We start from the raw sequence: 15,130 nt of genomic DNA, 5'->3' as shown, positions 1-15,130 counted from the left end.
GTTAATCGGTGCCATGATCAGACTCAGGGCCGCTTGCCGCTTTCAATTGCTTGAGTAAAACGCCGAGGCTCTTCCCGGGCTGAGACTCTTGTGACAGTGGCAGGTCGGCGATCGCGCCCACCAGGAGTGGTCCGTCCAGCAGGTCGGCGGTGAACGTCACGCCGGTGAGGCGGGCCGCCATCGCGAACATTCGCGCGAGGCCGTGTTCGGACAGGTCGTCGTAGCGTTGGTCCCATTCCTCGTCGGGGCCCTCTTCCAGGGGCAGACCGAACTCGCTCATGAGGCCGGCGAGCCGGTCCGGGTCGTCACCGGAGCGATGCTCGGGAGCGGTCGGGTCGAAAGCCGTGATCACAATGCCGTCGGCGGCGTAGTGGAAATAGTCGCAGGCGTAGTCATGCCGCAGGACGGACACCACGTCGGTGCCGACCGACAGCCGCGCCAGCGTCGGGTCGTCCGTCCCCGACCAGCCGCACGACTCCACCGCTGCGCACCCATCGCCGGTTGCGATCACCCCGACATAACCACCTCCCTCACCGCCACCGGTCACCATCGTGAAGTCGGAGACCGCCAGATCCAGCTCGGCGAAGCTCATCTCCGTGCTCGTACGGGCGCCGAACCGGCGCAGCACCTCGGCCGGGTTGAGCCCGCGCAGCAAGGTAACGCAATAGATCTCGCCGAGCAGGTTGCCCCGATCGCCATACGGCGGTTGCAGCCAGCGGAACGGCGTCAGCGCATCGATTGTCATGGCGCGATCTTGGCAGGCCCTACCGACATAGTCAGGCCCACTTCACCCGTCCGCGCGCACCTGCTGTCCGAGAGCCCGGTCTGTTGCCGCCGACATCACGGAAAGTCACTACCACGGCCCTCGGCATCGAGAACTCGCGATAGTCGAATAGGTGACTCCACCAGTACAGGACCCGGGACCCGGGCCGACTCGGTGTGCTCAAGCATCTGACGGCGGGTCGACTGCCGCACATACACCACCGCCATCCGATCGGTGTGCTCGCGCCTGATCTTCCCCGGCGACCCGGGGGACGCACTCATCGGCCTGCTCATCGACGGCATCCATCAGGCTCGCCGACGGGCGATGCAACCGTCGCTCCACCAGCAGCGCCAGCATCCGAATCGCCGCAATCCGGCTTGTTCCCGGCAAATCGCCCCACTCGACAGGCGGAGAGGTCTCCGGCCGGGTCGTGGAGAGCCCGGCTCACCCTCCGATCGCCGACTGACGGTGATGCCGCACCCCCTTCCCGCGGGGCGCTCTGCTCCTTGAGGCGCTGGACGACAGCCGCCAACTCCAGCAGACCTTCGATGCCAATCATCGCAGCTCCAGGCCCTAACAGCTATATAGGTGCACTGTAGAAAGCTGCTTGAACGCTGCATCAGCAAGCTCAAGCAGTTCCGGGCGGTCGCAACCCGCTACGACAAGAGAGCCTTCACCTACGACGGCACCATCGATGTCGCCTCCATCAAGATCTGGCTCCGCGACCTCACCCAAGATCCACCGGACACGGCCTAAACGCCCACTGAGCGCGCCACCGAGGCCAAGCGCCAGAGACCTCGTCACCTACCAAACGCTGCTCAACGACCCCGAACTTGCATTCGCCTACTTCGTCGCGATCATCCTGGCCGACCTTACAAACACGTGGCGGACTCCTGTCTTGACGGCGTGGATCATCGCACCTCCTCACGGACACGCTGCCCTTGCCCGCATGGTGCCGAGAGACAGCTGATCGTCTCACCGGTGGTGACCGGACAGACCCGACAGCTGCCATCGCATCGCCAAGCAGAATCGAGTATTTCGGCGGCCAGGTGAACGGCCCTACCGGGCCGTACGCGGCTGCTGCCCATCATTCGTTGGCTGGGCATCATGATCGGATCCGGTGGCTGACTCAGGGGGGCCAGGCTGTCCAGGGTTGTCCTGCTTGGTCAGCAAGGCCTGCGCCACCGCAGCGGCGGTAACGGCTTCTTCGCGCTGCCGCTGAGCGCTCTTCAGCGCGCTGGTGAGGCTGGCAAGTTCGCCACGCAGCCGATCGGCCTCACCGGCGGCGTCGGCCCGGGCTTGAACGGCGGCCTCGCGAGCCTGCTCGGCCACGGCGGCCGCAGTGACGGCTTGCTCGCGCCGCTGCTGTTCGGCGGTGAGCGCCTGGCGTAGCCGATCGCCCTCCTGGACGTGGGCTGTGGCGGTGCCGCGAGCCTGGTCACGTTCCTGCTCGGCCTTGCGGGTCTGGGCTTCCTGTTTCGTCAGCCGGCGCCGGAGGTCGGCGAGCTCGTGCTGCTGGTCGTCGGTCTGCTGTTCCAGTTCGGCGATGCGGGCGGTCGCGGTGTCGTGCAGCTCGATGAGTTCCGTGCTTCGCTGGCGGGCGGCGTCCCGGTCGTGCTCGGCTTGGCGCTGCCGGTCGGCGGCGTCGGTGGAGAGTTGCTCGGCCTGGGCGCGTGCGTTCTGATGCTCACCGACCTGGCGCCAGGCGTCCTGCTCGCGTTCCTCGGCACGGTCGCGGGCGGTCTCGGCCTGGGCGCGGGTCTGTTCGGCTGCGGCGATCCGGGTGGCCGCAGTGTTCGCCGCGGTCGTGGCGCGTTGCTCTGCCGCCGCGGCGGCGGCGCGGGCCTCTTCGGCGGCGTGTTCGGCGGCGTCCACCTGGGCCAGCGCGCCACTGCTCAGCTCGGCCATCTGGGCACGCAGCGCCTCCTGAGCGGCCTGCCACTGCTCGCCCGCCGCCAGCAGCGGAGCAAGGAGATCCTGGACGCGGAGCAGCGCGTTGGTCACGGGGGCGGCGTGCACGGTGGTGCGCGCCCGGTAGGCGGCCGCCCGGCAGGCGTCGCTGCAGTACTTGGCGCGGCTGCTGCGCCCGGGCAGAGCCTTCGCACAGCCGGGACCGGCACACCGCAGCTCCTCACTCGCCCCGATTATTCCGCTCTCACCCTTGTCGTCACTTTCGGCCGGTACGTCCGCCACCACAGTTTCCTGATCGTTCGTCACAAGCAGCAGCGTAGCGTTCGTATCGATCGATCGCAGTAGTTTCGTACGTTCGCGAACGCTCATACTGGAGAGTCTGACCCGTGATAACCTTCCTTATCGCGGGTTAGGAATAAGGGGCCAGTGGCGAGGCGGAGACGGCATGGATTATGAGCGGGAGACGCGGCCGGTGCCCGCGGCGGGGGAGCAGCCGCCGATTTACGCGCTGCCAGAAAATAGCGGTCATACCGCCGCGGACTACACGCTCAGCGCGCGCACCCAGGAGCGAATCGCCGACGGCGTGCCAGCCAACACCCGCCGCGCCTACGCCCGGCAGTGGGCTGTCTTCACCGCCTGGTGCGCCGACAGCGGCCGGATCGCGCTGCCCGCCACCGCGCACACCCTGGCCGAATACACCTCACAACTGTGCGAGGCCGGCCAGGCCCCGGCCAGCATCGAGCAGGCCATCGCCGCGGTGCGCACCATGCACCGCCTGGCCGGCCACCCCGACCGGCCCGCCACCGAATCTGCCCGTCTCGCGCTGCGCGCCTACAAGCGGCAGCGCGCCGAAGCCGGCGGCCGCGGCCAGCGCGAGGCCCCGCCCATCACCATCGATGCCCTTCGCGCCATGGTCAGCGCCTGCGACCTCGACACGCCGATCGGGCGGCGGGACCGGCTGCTGCTGGTGCTCGGCCTGGCCCTGATGGGCCGCCGCAGCGAGCTCGTCGCCCTGCAGCGGGAGGACGTACGCGAGGTCGCCGACGGGCTCGAGGTGACCATCCGCACCTCCAAAACCGACAAGGACTCGACCGGCGAGACCATCGCCATCCCGCGCGGCAGCCACCCGCTCACCGACCCCGTCGCCGCCTGGCGCGACTGGCTCACCGTCCTCGACCAGGCCGGACACACCACCGGAAGACTGCTGCGCCGCATCAACCGGCACGGCACCGTCGGCCCCTCACTCGGCGCCGACGCCGTCAACACCATCGTGCGCGACCTCGCCGTCCGCGCCGGCGTGCCCAGCGCGGACACCTTCACCGCGCACAGCCTGCGTGCCGGTGGCGCCACCGTCGCCTACGCGGCCGGCGTCCCGGTCGCCGTCATCGCCAAACACGGCCGCTGGGCCCCCGCCTCACCGGTTGTTCTCCGGTACATCAGGGCCGTGGACCGCTGGCGTGACAATGCGATGCGCAATGTGGGGCTCTGACCAGCCAGTATCCCCAGAACCCGGTCGACGGAAAGGCGTGAGCCGCGTCGCGGCGCTCAGGAGGATGAGGCGCTATAGTTCAGTTATTCCGGAAATACGGAATGACGGAGCAAGGATGCCCATGGGACTACTCGAAGAACGGCTCGCGGAGCTGGAGCGCCGGGTCGCCGTCCTGGAAGAGGCGCCCGCCGACCGCTCACCGCCCGCGGACGCGCCACTCGACCTGCTCGACCTGATCCGCTCCAGGACCGGAGGGGGGACTCGGCCAGGCACGGTCATGTACGGCGGCGCGGTGACCTTCGAGGACCGCGACTACGTGTGGGCGATGGAGCACGCGGCCGGCGAGGTGGCGGACGCGCACTGGGCCGGAGCCGCGGCCGTGCTCGAACGCCTCGGCAGCGGGCCGCGTCTGGCCCTGCTCGCGGCCCTCCTCAAACGGCCACGGACGCGCAGGGAACTGCAGGAGACGCTCGGCGAGGCGTCGACCGGGCACCTGTACCACCACCTCAAGGACCTGCAGCGCGCGGGCCTGCTCATCCAGCCGCGGCGCGGCGAGTACGCGATCGCGCCCCACGCCGTCGTGCCGCTGATGACGATCGTCGCCGTCGCCATGGACCTCGGCGCCGCCGAGTCACCCCAGGAGGAACGCGAATGAGAAGCGCTCTGGGCGGATTACTGGACGCCCCTTCACGGCCGGCGTGGCGGGCCTGGTCGAAGGGCGATGTGGAGGGTTGCGAGCGCCACGCCGAGACCCTGTCAGGACCTTCCCGGGATCACCTGCTCTTCCTGTGCAACTCCGTGAAGCAGTCCTACAAGAAGGCGTTGTCCCACTACGACGCCCTCGCCACGGCCGGACGCGCGCCGAGGGCGCTGGACGAGCCGGTCGTCGAGGCATGGCTGCACCTGGGCCGCCCCGATCGGGCCGTCGAGCACGTACGGCGGCGCCGTGACACTCGGCCGCGAGCCGCCGAGCAGGCGCTGCGCGCGCTCGGCCCGAGGCTGACCCGCCCGCTGGAGGTGCGACTCGACGGCACCACCGTGCTTCCGTTCGCCGACCACGAGCTCGCGCCGTACCTTCCGGCCGTGGCGGCGACCATCGACGGCGTTGACGTACTGGCGCATCTCGACACCGGCGGCACGTTCGTGGTCATGGGACCACGACGCGCCGCGGAGGCAGGTGTGGTGACCACCCCGGGCGGCACCAGCTCGCACGGGCTGCAGCGCGCCGAGCTGAGTCACGGCACCATCGCCGAGCTGCGCCTGGGCGCCGCGTCGCTGACCAACGTGCCGGTCGCGGTGCTTTCCACCCTCGCCGGCCCCCAAGACCTGGTGATCATCGGCACCAACGTCCTGGAACAGTTCCTGTCCACCATCGACCACCCCCGCAACCGCCTCATCCTTTCGCCCAGACGCCACCCCGACGCCGCCACCGAGCACTCCTGCCTCCTCGCGGACAGCCCCGTGGCGGCGGAGTTCGGCTTCTATCTCTGGGCGGATCACTTCATGTTCGCGCGCGGCGGCTTCGGCCCGCGCGACGACCTCACGTTCTTCATCGACTCGGGCCTGGTCTACGTGGACGACGCCGTGGAGCCGCCGCGTCAGGCCTGCCTGCTGACCACGCACCGCCACTACCGCGCCTGGGGCATCCCGCGCCGGCTGACCGGCCGCCCGCACTTCGACAGCCCCCAGCCGGTGTCACTCGGCCCGCTCACCCGGCGGGATCCGCTCGTCGCCGTCACGAGGTCCCGGACGACGCCGTGGCAGTCCTTCGGTGGCGTACGCGTCGACGGCCTGCTGTCGCACGGCTTTCTCAAGGCTTATGCATGGACGCTGGATTTCGACAGGGGACGGTACGTGTTCCGATCGGCGCCCGGCGCGGACGAACAGCACAACTGACACCGCAGATCACCTGAGATCGGGCATGCCCCGAGTTGGCTGCGCGAGGTGATGCCGAGCTTGCGGAAGATGTTGCGCAGGTGAGTCTCCACCGTGCGCGGGCTGAGGAACAGGCGCGCGGCCACCTCCTTCGACGTCGCGCCGGCCGCCACCTCACGCACGATGTGCAGGTCCTGCATGGTCAGGCGGTCGTAGGTGTGCTCGGAGCGGCTGCGGGCCACCTCCCCGGCTGGGGCGGGGGTGCCGCCATGTCGTCACGGTGGACCGGTGCCCGCCGCGGCTTCCCGCTGTTGCTTGATCGACGACTCCACGGACTCCAGCCGGATCTTCCTGCTGTCCGGCAGCCCCCACGCGGCGACGATCCCGATGACCGCCGTCCCCATGATCACGAACGCCGGCGACAGCGGCAGGCCGGCCTGCGTGGTGAGCACGTTGACGACGAGCGGCGGCAGGCCGGAGAAGACGAAGGTGCCGAGGGTCCACGCGATGCCGCCCGCCGTGGCACGTACCTCGGTCGGGTAGAACTCCATCGCCACCGCGTGGATCGCGCCCAGGCACAGCGGGACGCTCACCAGGATGAGCATGCCGCCCAGCACGGCCGCGGTGAAGCCGCCGCCGCGGGCGACCAGGAAGCCGGGCAGGACGAAGAGCATCGACGCCAGCCCGCCCAGCATGAGCGGCAGCCGCCGGCCGAACCGGTCACCGAGCAGCCCGACCAGCGGGTTGAACACCACGAGCATCGAGATGAGGATCAGCGGCACCGCGCGGGCTTGGGCGGCCGACAGGTCGCTCTCACGTACGAGGTAGGTCGGGTAGTAGACGAACATGATGTAGAAGGTGGTGCCGAGCGCGCCGACGCAGCTCACGCGTACGATCATGCGCCAGCTCCGCCGCAGGGCCGTCCCGATCGAGGCGTTCTTCACCTCGGCGCGCGCGGCCTCGTACGCCGGCGGCTCCGCCAGCCGGTAACGGAAGTAGAGGCCCACGAGCGCCAGCGGCGCGGCGAGCAGGAACGCCACCCGCCACCCCCAGGCGTCGAACGTGCTCGCGTCCACGACCAGGCCGATGATCACGCCCGTGGCGGCGGCGGCCAGCGTGCCCAGGTTCCCCGCGGCGGAGATGAACGACGTCACGAACCCGCGCCGCCTCCGGGAGGCGTACTCGCCGAGAAACACCGGGGCGACCGTGGTCTCACCGCCCGAGCCGAACCCTTGGAGAAGTCTGCAGAGGACGAGCAGGATCGGGGAGAGCAACGCCGCCGTCTCGTACGTGGGAATGAGGCCGATAGCGGCGGTCGACATTCCGACGAGGAGGATCGAGGTCATCATCGCGTTACGCCGGCCCACCCGATCGGCCATCACCCCGAAGAACAGGCTGCCCGCCGACCTCGACAGGAAGGAGACGCCGAAGACCGCGAAGGTCGCGATCAGGGCGGCGTCCGCGTTGCCGGCGGGGAAGAAGGCCGTCGAGATGGGGGCCACGAAAAGCCCGTAGAGGGCCATGTCGTAAACCTCGATGAAATGGCCGAGTACCACTGCCCCAACCGTTCTGCGGCGCGCGGAATCGGCATGGGTGTCGCGCTCGTCGGATGGTGTCGGCATGCCGGCTCTCCTGGTCATCCAACTGGCAGAGGCGTGTGCGGCCTTTGGAGTTGACGATGATGCTGTCTGAGAGCGTGCGCAACCCACGGGGGCGGTCCTCTGTGTACGGGTGGTGGCGCAGGGCGAGTCGCTGCTGTCTCCCTCGGTCACCCGGCGCGCACCCACCATGCATCAGAGAGACGCGACCGGAGAAACCGGCCCGATCCTCAAGCCCCGGATGGGTGAGACCTGTCGTGGCTCAGGTAGGGTCGCCGGTCAGTTGGCCGACGCGTCGGTGCAGGTCGGAGGCGAGTTCCTCGGCCCGGCTCAGCTGGGTGCGCAGCGCCTCGCAGCGCTCCAGGGCGGCTTGCTCGAAGCGGCCCAGCCGGGCCAGCAACTGCTCCCGCTCGACCGCCTCCAAGGCGCCGGCGCGGTCGAGACGGTCGGTGATGGCCAGCAGTTCGCCCATCTCCTCCAGGGTGAAGCCGAGCGGTTTCATCCGGCGGATCACCATCAGCCGGGCCACATCGGCCTCGGTGTACAGGCGGAAGCCGCCCTGGCTGCGTGCCGAAGGCCGCACCAGCCCGACCTCGTCGTAGTGCCGGATGGTCCGCAGCGACAGTTCGGTACGCGCCGCCACCTGCCCTATATGCATGTGATCGCCTTTGGGATCTCCGCCTGCGGCGACGGGGAGACCGGCATCGGGGGCAGGAAGGGCCGGTCCGTCCATGATTCGCACGACCTCGCTACTCATCTGGTGACGGCCGGCCAGACCTGACCCCGCCGAATCTCTACTCTAACGTTAGGGTAGAGTTGCCGATGGCCGGACCAAGAGGCACTCTCCGGCGCACACCCCCTGACAGGGACACACATCGGCGCCGCACAAGCGCCGCCCCCACCGGACACGGCAAGGAACATTGACGCGCGCATGCCTTTGATCACCACCGCCTGCTGCCCGCCGTGACCCGCCCGCGGTAGCGCCTCAGACGTCGTCGCCGCCTTCTCCTTCGCATCCGGGCACTCCCACGGGCGTGCCGCTTCTTCTCTGCCGCCGCCTGCCCCGGACCGGTGGCACATCGCCCGCCGCCCCCATGAGGGCTGTTCCCTCCCCGAAGGACGCCTGTTGTCTAGCTCATCTGCGCCCGCGCCCCTGCGGCCGCACCGCCCCGAGTGGCTGAAGCCCTCGGTGGCCCGTACCGAGATCCTGTCCGGCCTGGTCGTCGCCCTCGCCCTGATTCCCGAGGCGATCTCGTTCTCCATCATCGCCGGTGTCGACCCCAGCATCGGCTTGTTCGCCTCCTTCACCATGGCCGTGGTCATCGCCATCGCCGGCGGCCGTCCCGCCATGATCTCCGCCGCCACCGGCGCCATCGCCCTGGTCGTCGCCCCGCTGGCCCGCGAGCACGGCCTCGGCTACCTGATCGCCACCGTCATCCTCGGCGGCCTCATCCAGATCGCGCTCGGCGCGCTCGGCGTGGCCAAGCTGATGCGGTTCGTGCCGCGCAGCGTCATGGTCGGCTTCGTCAACGCCCTGGCCATCCTCATCTTCATGGCCCAGGTGCCGGAGCTCATCGACGTACCGTGGATCGTCTACCCGCTGGTCGGCGGCGCGCTGGCACTGATGGTGTTCCTGCCCCGGCTGACCAGGGCGGTCCCGGCGCCGCTGATCTCCATTGTCGCGCTCACCGCGCTGACGATCGGCGCCCACCTGGCCGTGCCCACCGTCGGCGACCGCGGCGTCCTGCCCTCCTCGCTCCCGGTGCCCGGCCTGCCGGACGTGCCCTTCACGCTGGACACCCTCACCCTCATCGCCCCGTACGCGCTCGGCTTCGCCCTGGTCGGGCTCATGGAGTCGCTGATGACCGCCAAGCTGGTCGACGACATCACCGACACCCACTCCTCCAAGACCCGCGAGTCCATCGGCCAGGGCATCGCCAACATCGTCACCGGCTTCTTCGGCGGCATGGGCGGCTGCGCCATGATCGGCCAGACCATGATCAACGTAAAGAACGGCGCCCGTACCCGGCTGTCCACCTTCACCGCCGGCGTGCTGCTGATGGTGTTGTGCATCGTCTTCGGCCCGCTGGTCTCCCAGATCCCGATGGCCGCCCTGGTCGCCGTCATGATCCTGGTCTCGGTCGGCACCTTCGACTGGCACTCCATCGCCCCGGCCACCCTCAAGCGCATGCCCGCCGGCGAGATCACCGTCATGGTCGTCACCGTCGCCGTCGTGGTCGCCACCCACAACCTGGCCATCGGCGTCGTCGTCGGCTCGCTGACCGGCCTGGTCATCTTCGCCCGCCGCGTCGCCCACCTCGCCCGGGTGACCGCCTGCCTCGACCCCGACGGCGACCAGGTCGTCTACGCCGTCACCGGCGAACTGTTCTTCGCCTCCAGCAACGACCTGGTCTCCCAGTTCAACTACGCGACCGATCCCGACGACGTGGTCATCGACCTGACCGACGCCCACATCTGGGACGCCTCCTCCGTGGCCGCCCTGGACGCCGTCGATGCCAAGTACGCCGCCCGCGGCAAGACCGTGCGGATCGTCGGGCTCAACCAGCCCAGCGCCCGCATGCACGCCACCCTGTCCGGCGAACTGTCCGGCAGCCACTGACCCCCGCAGCCGACCCCGTACGACACGAAAGGCCCGACACCATGGTGAACCGCGACGCCACCGCACTCGACGACCCGGTGGGCGAATCACTGCGCGGTCACCACACACACCTCGCCCGCCGGCTCGGCGGGGCGGCCACCTACCAGCCGGGAGTCGCGACCTTCTCCACGGTCACCACCGACCCTGACCTGCGGGAATGGGCCGACCTTGCCGATCTGCTCGGTCCTGGCGAGCTCGCCGACATGTTCAGCAGCGCAGCGACACCGCCGCCGGACTGGGAGGCGGTCTTCGCCCTCGAAGGCCGCCAGCTGATCTGGTACGGCGACGGCCGACCCGATCACGCACCCGCCGGGCCCCGCGACGGTGTCGTCGAACTGGGCGCGGACAGCGTGCCCGAGATGCTCGACCTCGTCGCGCGGGCCCAGCCGGGACCGTTCTGGCCGCGTACCCACGAACTCGGCACCTATCTCGGCATCCGCGACAACGGCACGCTGGTCGCGATGGCGGGCGAGCGCCTGCGGCCACCGGGATGGACCGAGATCAGCGCCGTGTGCACCGCCCCCGAGGCACGCGGGCGAGGCCACGCCGCCCGCCTGGTCAGCGCGCTCGTGGCGGGTATCACGGCGCGCGGCGAACGTCCCTTCCTGCACGCGGCCGAGGCGAACACCGGCGCGATCGCCCTCTACGAACGGCTCGGCTTCGCCACCCGCAAGCACGTGACCTTCCGAGGGTTCCGCACGCCGTGACGGCCCCGCCCCGAGACGGATCCGCAGCGGGCGGGCGCCTTCCGCGGTCAGGACGGCTGGAGTTCGTCGAAGAGGGCGAGGGCTTCGGCGGGGTCCGGGCTCACCAGGCGCTCCAGACCGGCCGTCGTGATCTTCGCCCACTTGCCGGCCCGTACCCACATCTGTTCCTCGAACGCGCGGACGGCCTTGTCCAGCTCGTCAGGACCGGAAGCGGCGGCGACTGACTCGGCGAGTTCGGCGCCTTCCAGCATCGCGAGGTTCGCGCCCGCCCCCAGCGGGGGCATCAGGTGCGCGGCGTCGCCCAGCAGCGTCACCCCGGGCACGTGGGTCCAGGTGTGGGGTACGGGCAGGACGTGGAGGGGGCGGTGGGCGAAAACGGCGCCATGGCGGAGGAGGTCGAGCAGGGGAGCGGCCCAGCCGTCGAACAGAGCCAGCAGGCTTGACCGCACGGCCTCGGCGTCGGCCAGGTCCACGCCCGGGTTCGGGTCCGCGTGCCGGTTCAGGCCCAGATGCCGGTCCGGGTCCGTGTGCCAGTCCAGCGGCGCGCGGAACTGGGCGTACACCTTGACGTGGCCGCCGCTGTTGCGCTGGGCGACGACGGCCCGATTCACGCCGTACGCGGCCATGGAGCCGTCGCCGACCAGCCGGGCGAGGTCGGGATGGCGGGTGTCGACGTCATCCAGGGACGTCTCGATCAAGATGACGCCGGTGTAGTGCGGCGTCGCGGACGAGAGCGCCGGCCGAACCCGGGACCAGGCGCCATCCGCGCCCACCAAGAGGTCGAACGTCTCCTGCCGCCCATCCTCGAAACGCACCAGCACGCCATCCCCGCCGCCCGGCACCACCTCGGCCACGCCCCGCCCCCACTGAACGTCGAGGGAGTCGAGCAGCAGGTCGCGGAGTTGCCCCCGGTCGATCTCGGGATGGGCCTTGTCATCCGGGTCGGCTTGCCAGTCGCGCAACACGGTGCCGTCCGGGGCCAGGATGCGCATGGCCTGCCCCTCCGGGCGAGCCAGCGCCCGGAACTCCGCCAGCAGCCCCGCCTTGTCCATCGCGCGCTGCCCCATCCCTTCGTGCAGGTCGAGCGTGCCGCCCGGGGGACGGGCGTCGGGGGAGGGATCGCGTTCGAGGACGGTGACGGAGTGACCGTGGCGGTGCAGTACGCGGGCGAAGGTCAGACCGGCGGGACCGCCTCCGACCGCGGCAATACGATGTCTCATGGCGATACACTGTATTTGCCGAATGCAGTGTATCGCAACCGTACGATGTACCCATGACTGTGTGGGACAGGCCGGAGCCGCCGACTCGCCCCGTGCCGCTCGACCGGGAGCGAATCGTGACCGCCGCCATCGAACTGGCCGACGAGGGCGGGCTGGAGGCGGTGTCGTTGCGCAAGGTCGCCGCCCGGCTGGACGCCGGCCCGATGCGGCTGTATGGATATATCTCCACCAAAGAGGAGTTGTTCGACCTCATGGTGGACGAGGTCCACGCCGAGATGCTCCCCGAGGAGCGCCCCGGCGACTGGCGGGAGGCGCTGCGCGTGCGTGCCCACCGCACCAGGCAGGCCACCCTCCGCCACCAATGGCTGGCCGACCTGCTCGGCGGCCGTCCGACCCTGGGCCCGAACGCCCTCGCCGTGACCGAGGCCACGCTGGCCGCCCTCGACGGCCTCGCCGACCTCGACACCGTCATGCGTGCCGTGGAGACCGTCAACGCCTACTGCACCGGCGCGATCAGGCGCGAGATCGCGAACCTGCGGGCCGAGCGCGCCACCGGCCTGTCCAAGCGCGACTGGCAGCGCGCCTCCGGCCCGCATGTGACGCGGATGCTGGCCACGGGCCGCTTCCCCACACTGGCCAAGGCCGTGCACGACGGTACGGAGGTGGACGCCGAGGAGTCCTTCGCGACCGGCCTGGAATGGGTCCTCGACGCCGTGGCCGCCAAACTCACCCGACCGCCGGGGTGACGCGCAGGAGTTCCAGGCGACATCCGTGACACCGCACGAAGCCAACCTGTCGGCTTTTGGTGTTGCGGGTGCATCTGGGGCTGCTCTGGGCGCGACATGCCGGTAAGAAGCAACAACTTCCAGAACAACAAACGATCAGACACGGCCTCCAGAGCGCGGCCCTCAGAGCGCGGCCCCGACCCGCCCCGGCGCAGCGCAAGGCCCGCCAGGGGTATGGGACCCACAAGTGGCACATACCAGACGTCCAGCACCGAGCGGCCGGCGACCACCGGATGGGGACCCGAACGGATGGGGACCCGAAAAGATCGCGGCCGCATGGGGTCAGCGCCCGCCGCCGGAATCGTCCCTCCCGTGGTGGGCTGGCGCATCCGGGCCATGCTCCACCTCATCCGAGCCATGCCTTCACCTCAGATGCAGATCACGATCTTTCCGCGCGTACGTCCGCGCTCGGCGTGCGCGTGAGCGTCGGCGATCGCCTTCAGGGGGTAGCTCTGTTCGATGCGGGGCGTGTAGCGGCCTTGCCGGCCCAGTTCCGCGGCCGCGGACAGGAGGGCGGGGTCGTTCTCCGCGTTGACCACATGCGTACCCAGGCGGTGCCCGCGTGCGTGGTCGGCAACCGTCGAGACGCGCGCCGGGTCGCCCGTGATCGCGACGAGGTCGTCCAGCGAGCCGGAGGCTGCGGTGTCGAGCACGAGGTCGACACCGTGCGGAGCGAGCGCGGTGAGGCGGCGTGCGAGGCCGGGGCCGTAGGTCGTGGGGACGGCGCCGAGGGAGGCAAGGAACTCGTGGTTGCGCTCGCCGGCTGTACCGATCACGGTGGCGCCTTGCGCCGCAGCGATCTCGACTGCCGCGCTGCCCACGCCTCCGGCAGCGCCCTCGATAAGGAGAGTACGCCCCGCGAGAGGGCCGAGCGCGTTCAGTCCACGCATCGCGGTCACAGACGCGAGCCCGGCACCCGCGGCCTGCTCATCGTTCCAGCGGGCGGGGGCGTGGGCCCAGGCCGAGAGGACGACCAGCTCCGCGGTCGCACCGGTGACACCGCCCAGCCCAAAGACGCGGTCGCCGATCCTCACCCCCTCCACCCCGTCACCGACCTCGTCAACCACGCCGACGGCGTCGCGCCCGGGGATGGCGGGCAACTCCAGGGGAAGCAACTGGTGCAGGGCGCCGGTGCGCAGCTTCCAGTCGATGGCATTGACGCTGGCCGCCGCGACGCGGACACGGATCTCACCAGGCCCGGGGCGGGGGTCGGGGACCTGCTCGATCACCAGACTCTCCACTCCGCCGTACTCGTGGAAACGGGCTGCACGCATAATGTCCTGCCTTACCTAATGGATTGAAATGACCTTCCGTTCGTCGGCCGTCACCCTAAAACCTGACACTGATGTGAGAGGCAAATCGGCAGCTAAACCAGCCGCCGCTGCCGTTGCACCTACCGCGGACGGAGCGGCCTCAGCATCCAGAAGCCGGTACCGAACGGGCCGGCACTGGCCAGCCACGGCGCTGAGACGGCGAGGATCACAGGCAACGACACCACCGCCGGTTCATCCAGCCGCACCAGCCATTTCGGCGGACGCGGTGGCAGCTCACCCCGGCCCCAGCACCCGCCGAGGGGCGGCGCGCCCGCATCTTCCAAATCTGCAGTGCGACAGCGGCGGCAGTCGGCGCACCCGCTGCCCGAGCGCGTCGCAGGCGTCCTGCGCCGAACGGAGCCGCAGGTGTCCCATGCGGTACGAGTCGCGGGCGTCCCGTGCGGAACGGAGCCGCAGGTGTCCCGTGCGGAACGTAAGAGGCTGACCTTAGGCGTGCCCGCGACGATGGGTCCGGACGACAGGGCAACAGGACAACAACACGACGACAGGTCGGCGGACGTCGTCGGCAATTGCGTACAGCGCGGTCCGCCACTGCGGCGTCTTGCCGTGGGGCTGCGGGCCGCCGCCACGGCGAGCATTTCCCAGGCGGTCTCCGCGGTCACGGGGTGGGGGGTGCGCCGGGCGTGGCCGTGCAACGGTCACTGCGGCGTCTTGCCGTGGGGCTGCGGGCCGCCGCCACGGCGAGCGTTTTCCAGGCGGTCTCCGCGGTCACGGGGTGGGGGGTGCGCCGGGCGTGGCCGTGCAACGGTCACTGCGGCGTCTTGCCGTGGGGCTGCGGGCCGCCGCCAC

The 15,130-nt window shown here is 70.1% G+C and carries 13 protein-coding genes and 1 pseudogene; 7 read left to right on the top strand and 7 right to left on the bottom strand.

Going from position 1 to position 15,130, the window contains the following annotated elements:
* Window position 1: 1 nt before the first annotated feature.
* On the bottom strand, window positions 2-745 hold the full coding sequence (locus AB0I81_RS51355) for a DUF6461 domain-containing protein (protein ID WP_360674782.1): 744 nt from the start codon (window positions 743-745) through the stop codon (window positions 2-4).
* A gap of 606 nt (window positions 746-1,351) precedes the next feature.
* Between AB0I81_RS51355 and AB0I81_RS51350 the strand changes: the two genes are divergently transcribed.
* Window positions 1,352-1,519 (top strand): hypothetical protein, encoded by a 168-nt coding sequence (locus AB0I81_RS51350; RefSeq protein WP_360675013.1) that lies wholly within the window; start codon window positions 1,352-1,354, stop codon window positions 1,517-1,519.
* Window positions 1,520-1,822: 303 nt separating this feature from the next.
* Here the strand turns inward: AB0I81_RS51350 and AB0I81_RS51345 are convergent, their stop codons facing one another.
* Window positions 1,823-3,043: a hypothetical protein gene (locus AB0I81_RS51345; protein ID WP_360674779.1), complete on the bottom strand. Its 1,221-nt coding sequence runs from the start codon at window positions 3,041-3,043 to the stop codon at window positions 1,823-1,825.
* 76 nt (window positions 3,044-3,119) lie between these two features.
* Here AB0I81_RS51345 and AB0I81_RS51340 point away from each other — a divergent pair, with 76 nt between their 5' ends.
* The 3 genes from AB0I81_RS51340 to AB0I81_RS51330 all read left to right on the top strand — a co-directional run bounded on the left by AB0I81_RS51340 (window position 3,120) and on the right by AB0I81_RS51330 (window position 6,059).
* Window positions 3,120-4,163, top strand: a complete 1,044-nt coding sequence (locus AB0I81_RS51340) for a tyrosine-type recombinase/integrase (protein WP_360674776.1) — start codon at window positions 3,120-3,122, stop codon at window positions 4,161-4,163.
* Between the two features lie 121 nt (window positions 4,164-4,284).
* Window positions 4,285-4,818, top strand: a complete 534-nt coding sequence (locus AB0I81_RS51335; protein ID WP_360674773.1) for a helix-turn-helix domain-containing protein — start codon at window positions 4,285-4,287, stop codon at window positions 4,816-4,818.
* Complete coding sequence (locus tag AB0I81_RS51330; protein WP_360674770.1) at window positions 4,815-6,059, top strand: retropepsin-like aspartic protease; 1,245 nt, start codon at window positions 4,815-4,817, stop codon at window positions 6,057-6,059. The genes AB0I81_RS51335 and AB0I81_RS51330 overlap by 4 nt, the downstream gene beginning before the upstream one ends.
* Here the strand turns inward: AB0I81_RS51330 and AB0I81_RS51325 are convergent.
* The 3 genes and pseudogenes from AB0I81_RS51325 to AB0I81_RS51315 all read right to left on the bottom strand — a co-directional run.
* A pseudogene (locus AB0I81_RS51325) lies at window positions 5,981-6,250 on the bottom strand (helix-turn-helix transcriptional regulator); the annotation flags it as partial. The gene AB0I81_RS51330 and the pseudogene AB0I81_RS51325 sit on opposite strands and share 79 nt — an antisense overlap.
* 63 nt (window positions 6,251-6,313) lie before the next feature.
* Window positions 6,314-7,660, bottom strand: a complete 1,347-nt coding sequence (locus tag AB0I81_RS51320) for an MFS transporter (protein WP_360674767.1) — start codon at window positions 7,658-7,660, stop codon at window positions 6,314-6,316.
* 238 nt (window positions 7,661-7,898) lie between these two features.
* Window positions 7,899-8,294, bottom strand: a complete 396-nt coding sequence (locus AB0I81_RS51315; RefSeq protein ID WP_360674764.1) for a MerR family transcriptional regulator — start codon at window positions 8,292-8,294, stop codon at window positions 7,899-7,901.
* Between the two features lie 495 nt (window positions 8,295-8,789).
* On the opposite strand from AB0I81_RS51315, the gene AB0I81_RS51310 reads away from it, so the two are divergent.
* Window positions 8,790-10,256 carry a SulP family inorganic anion transporter gene (locus AB0I81_RS51310; protein WP_360675003.1) on the top strand — a complete coding sequence of 489 codons (1,467 nt, stop codon included), beginning with the start codon at window positions 8,790-8,792 and terminating at the stop codon, window positions 10,254-10,256.
* Between the two features lie 41 nt (window positions 10,257-10,297).
* On the top strand, window positions 10,298-11,002 hold the full coding sequence (locus AB0I81_RS51305; protein WP_360674762.1) for a GNAT family N-acetyltransferase: 705 nt from the start codon (window positions 10,298-10,300) through the stop codon (window positions 11,000-11,002).
* Between the two features lie 47 nt (window positions 11,003-11,049).
* On the opposite strand, the gene AB0I81_RS51300 is transcribed toward AB0I81_RS51305, so the two are convergent.
* Window positions 11,050-12,222 carry an NAD(P)/FAD-dependent oxidoreductase gene (locus AB0I81_RS51300; protein ID WP_360674759.1) on the bottom strand — a complete coding sequence of 391 codons (1,173 nt, stop codon included), beginning with the start codon at window positions 12,220-12,222 and terminating at the stop codon, window positions 11,050-11,052.
* 53 nt (window positions 12,223-12,275) lie between these two features.
* On the opposite strand from AB0I81_RS51300, the gene AB0I81_RS51295 reads away from it, so the two are divergent.
* The gene (locus AB0I81_RS51295; protein ID WP_360674756.1) at window positions 12,276-12,968 is read left to right on the top strand and encodes a TetR/AcrR family transcriptional regulator C-terminal domain-containing protein; all 693 of its coding nucleotides are present in this window, start codon (window positions 12,276-12,278) and stop codon (window positions 12,966-12,968) included.
* 407 nt (window positions 12,969-13,375) lie between these two features.
* Here the strand turns inward: AB0I81_RS51295 and AB0I81_RS51290 are convergent, their stop codons facing one another.
* Entirely contained in the window at window positions 13,376-14,281 is a 906-nt protein-coding gene (locus AB0I81_RS51290; RefSeq protein WP_360674753.1) for an NADP-dependent oxidoreductase, read from the bottom strand.
* Window positions 14,282-15,130 lie beyond the last annotated feature (849 nt).

It is taken from the genome of Nonomuraea sp. NPDC050404 (assembly GCF_040655495.1).
In the GTDB taxonomy this organism is placed as follows: domain Bacteria; phylum Actinomycetota; class Actinomycetes; order Streptosporangiales; family Streptosporangiaceae; genus Nonomuraea.
The sequence above is the reverse complement of the archived record's forward strand: the minus strand, read 5'-3'. Positions and strand labels throughout refer to the sequence as shown.

Bases quoted from the DNA above. Each gene is read 5' to 3' on its own strand.
- AB0I81_RS51335 (WP_360674773.1), top strand. From the start codon at position 4,285: ATGGGACTACTCGAAGAACGGCTCGCGGAGCTGGAGCGCCGGGTCGCC.
- AB0I81_RS51345 (WP_360674779.1), bottom strand. From the start codon at position 3,043: ATGAGCGTTCGCGAACGTACGAAACTACTGCGATCGATCGATACGAAC.
- AB0I81_RS51320 (WP_360674767.1), bottom strand. From the start codon at position 7,660: ATGCCGACACCATCCGACGAGCGCGACACCCATGCCGATTCCGCGCGC.
- AB0I81_RS51355 (WP_360674782.1), bottom strand. From the start codon at position 745: ATGACAATCGATGCGCTGACGCCGTTCCGCTGGCTGCAACCGCCGTAT.
- AB0I81_RS51330 (WP_360674770.1), top strand. From the start codon at position 4,815: ATGAGAAGCGCTCTGGGCGGATTACTGGACGCCCCTTCACGGCCGGCG.
- AB0I81_RS51315 (WP_360674764.1), bottom strand. From the start codon at position 8,294: ATGCATATAGGGCAGGTGGCGGCGCGTACCGAACTGTCGCTGCGGACC.
- AB0I81_RS51290 (WP_360674753.1), bottom strand. From the start codon at position 14,281: ATGCGTGCAGCCCGTTTCCACGAGTACGGCGGAGTGGAGAGTCTGGTG.
- AB0I81_RS51300 (WP_360674759.1), bottom strand. From the start codon at position 12,222: ATGAGACATCGTATTGCCGCGGTCGGAGGCGGTCCCGCCGGTCTGACC.
- AB0I81_RS51295 (WP_360674756.1), top strand. From the start codon at position 12,276: ATGACTGTGTGGGACAGGCCGGAGCCGCCGACTCGCCCCGTGCCGCTC.
- AB0I81_RS51305 (WP_360674762.1), top strand. From the start codon at position 10,298: ATGGTGAACCGCGACGCCACCGCACTCGACGACCCGGTGGGCGAATCA.
- AB0I81_RS51340 (WP_360674776.1), top strand. From the start codon at position 3,120: ATGGATTATGAGCGGGAGACGCGGCCGGTGCCCGCGGCGGGGGAGCAG.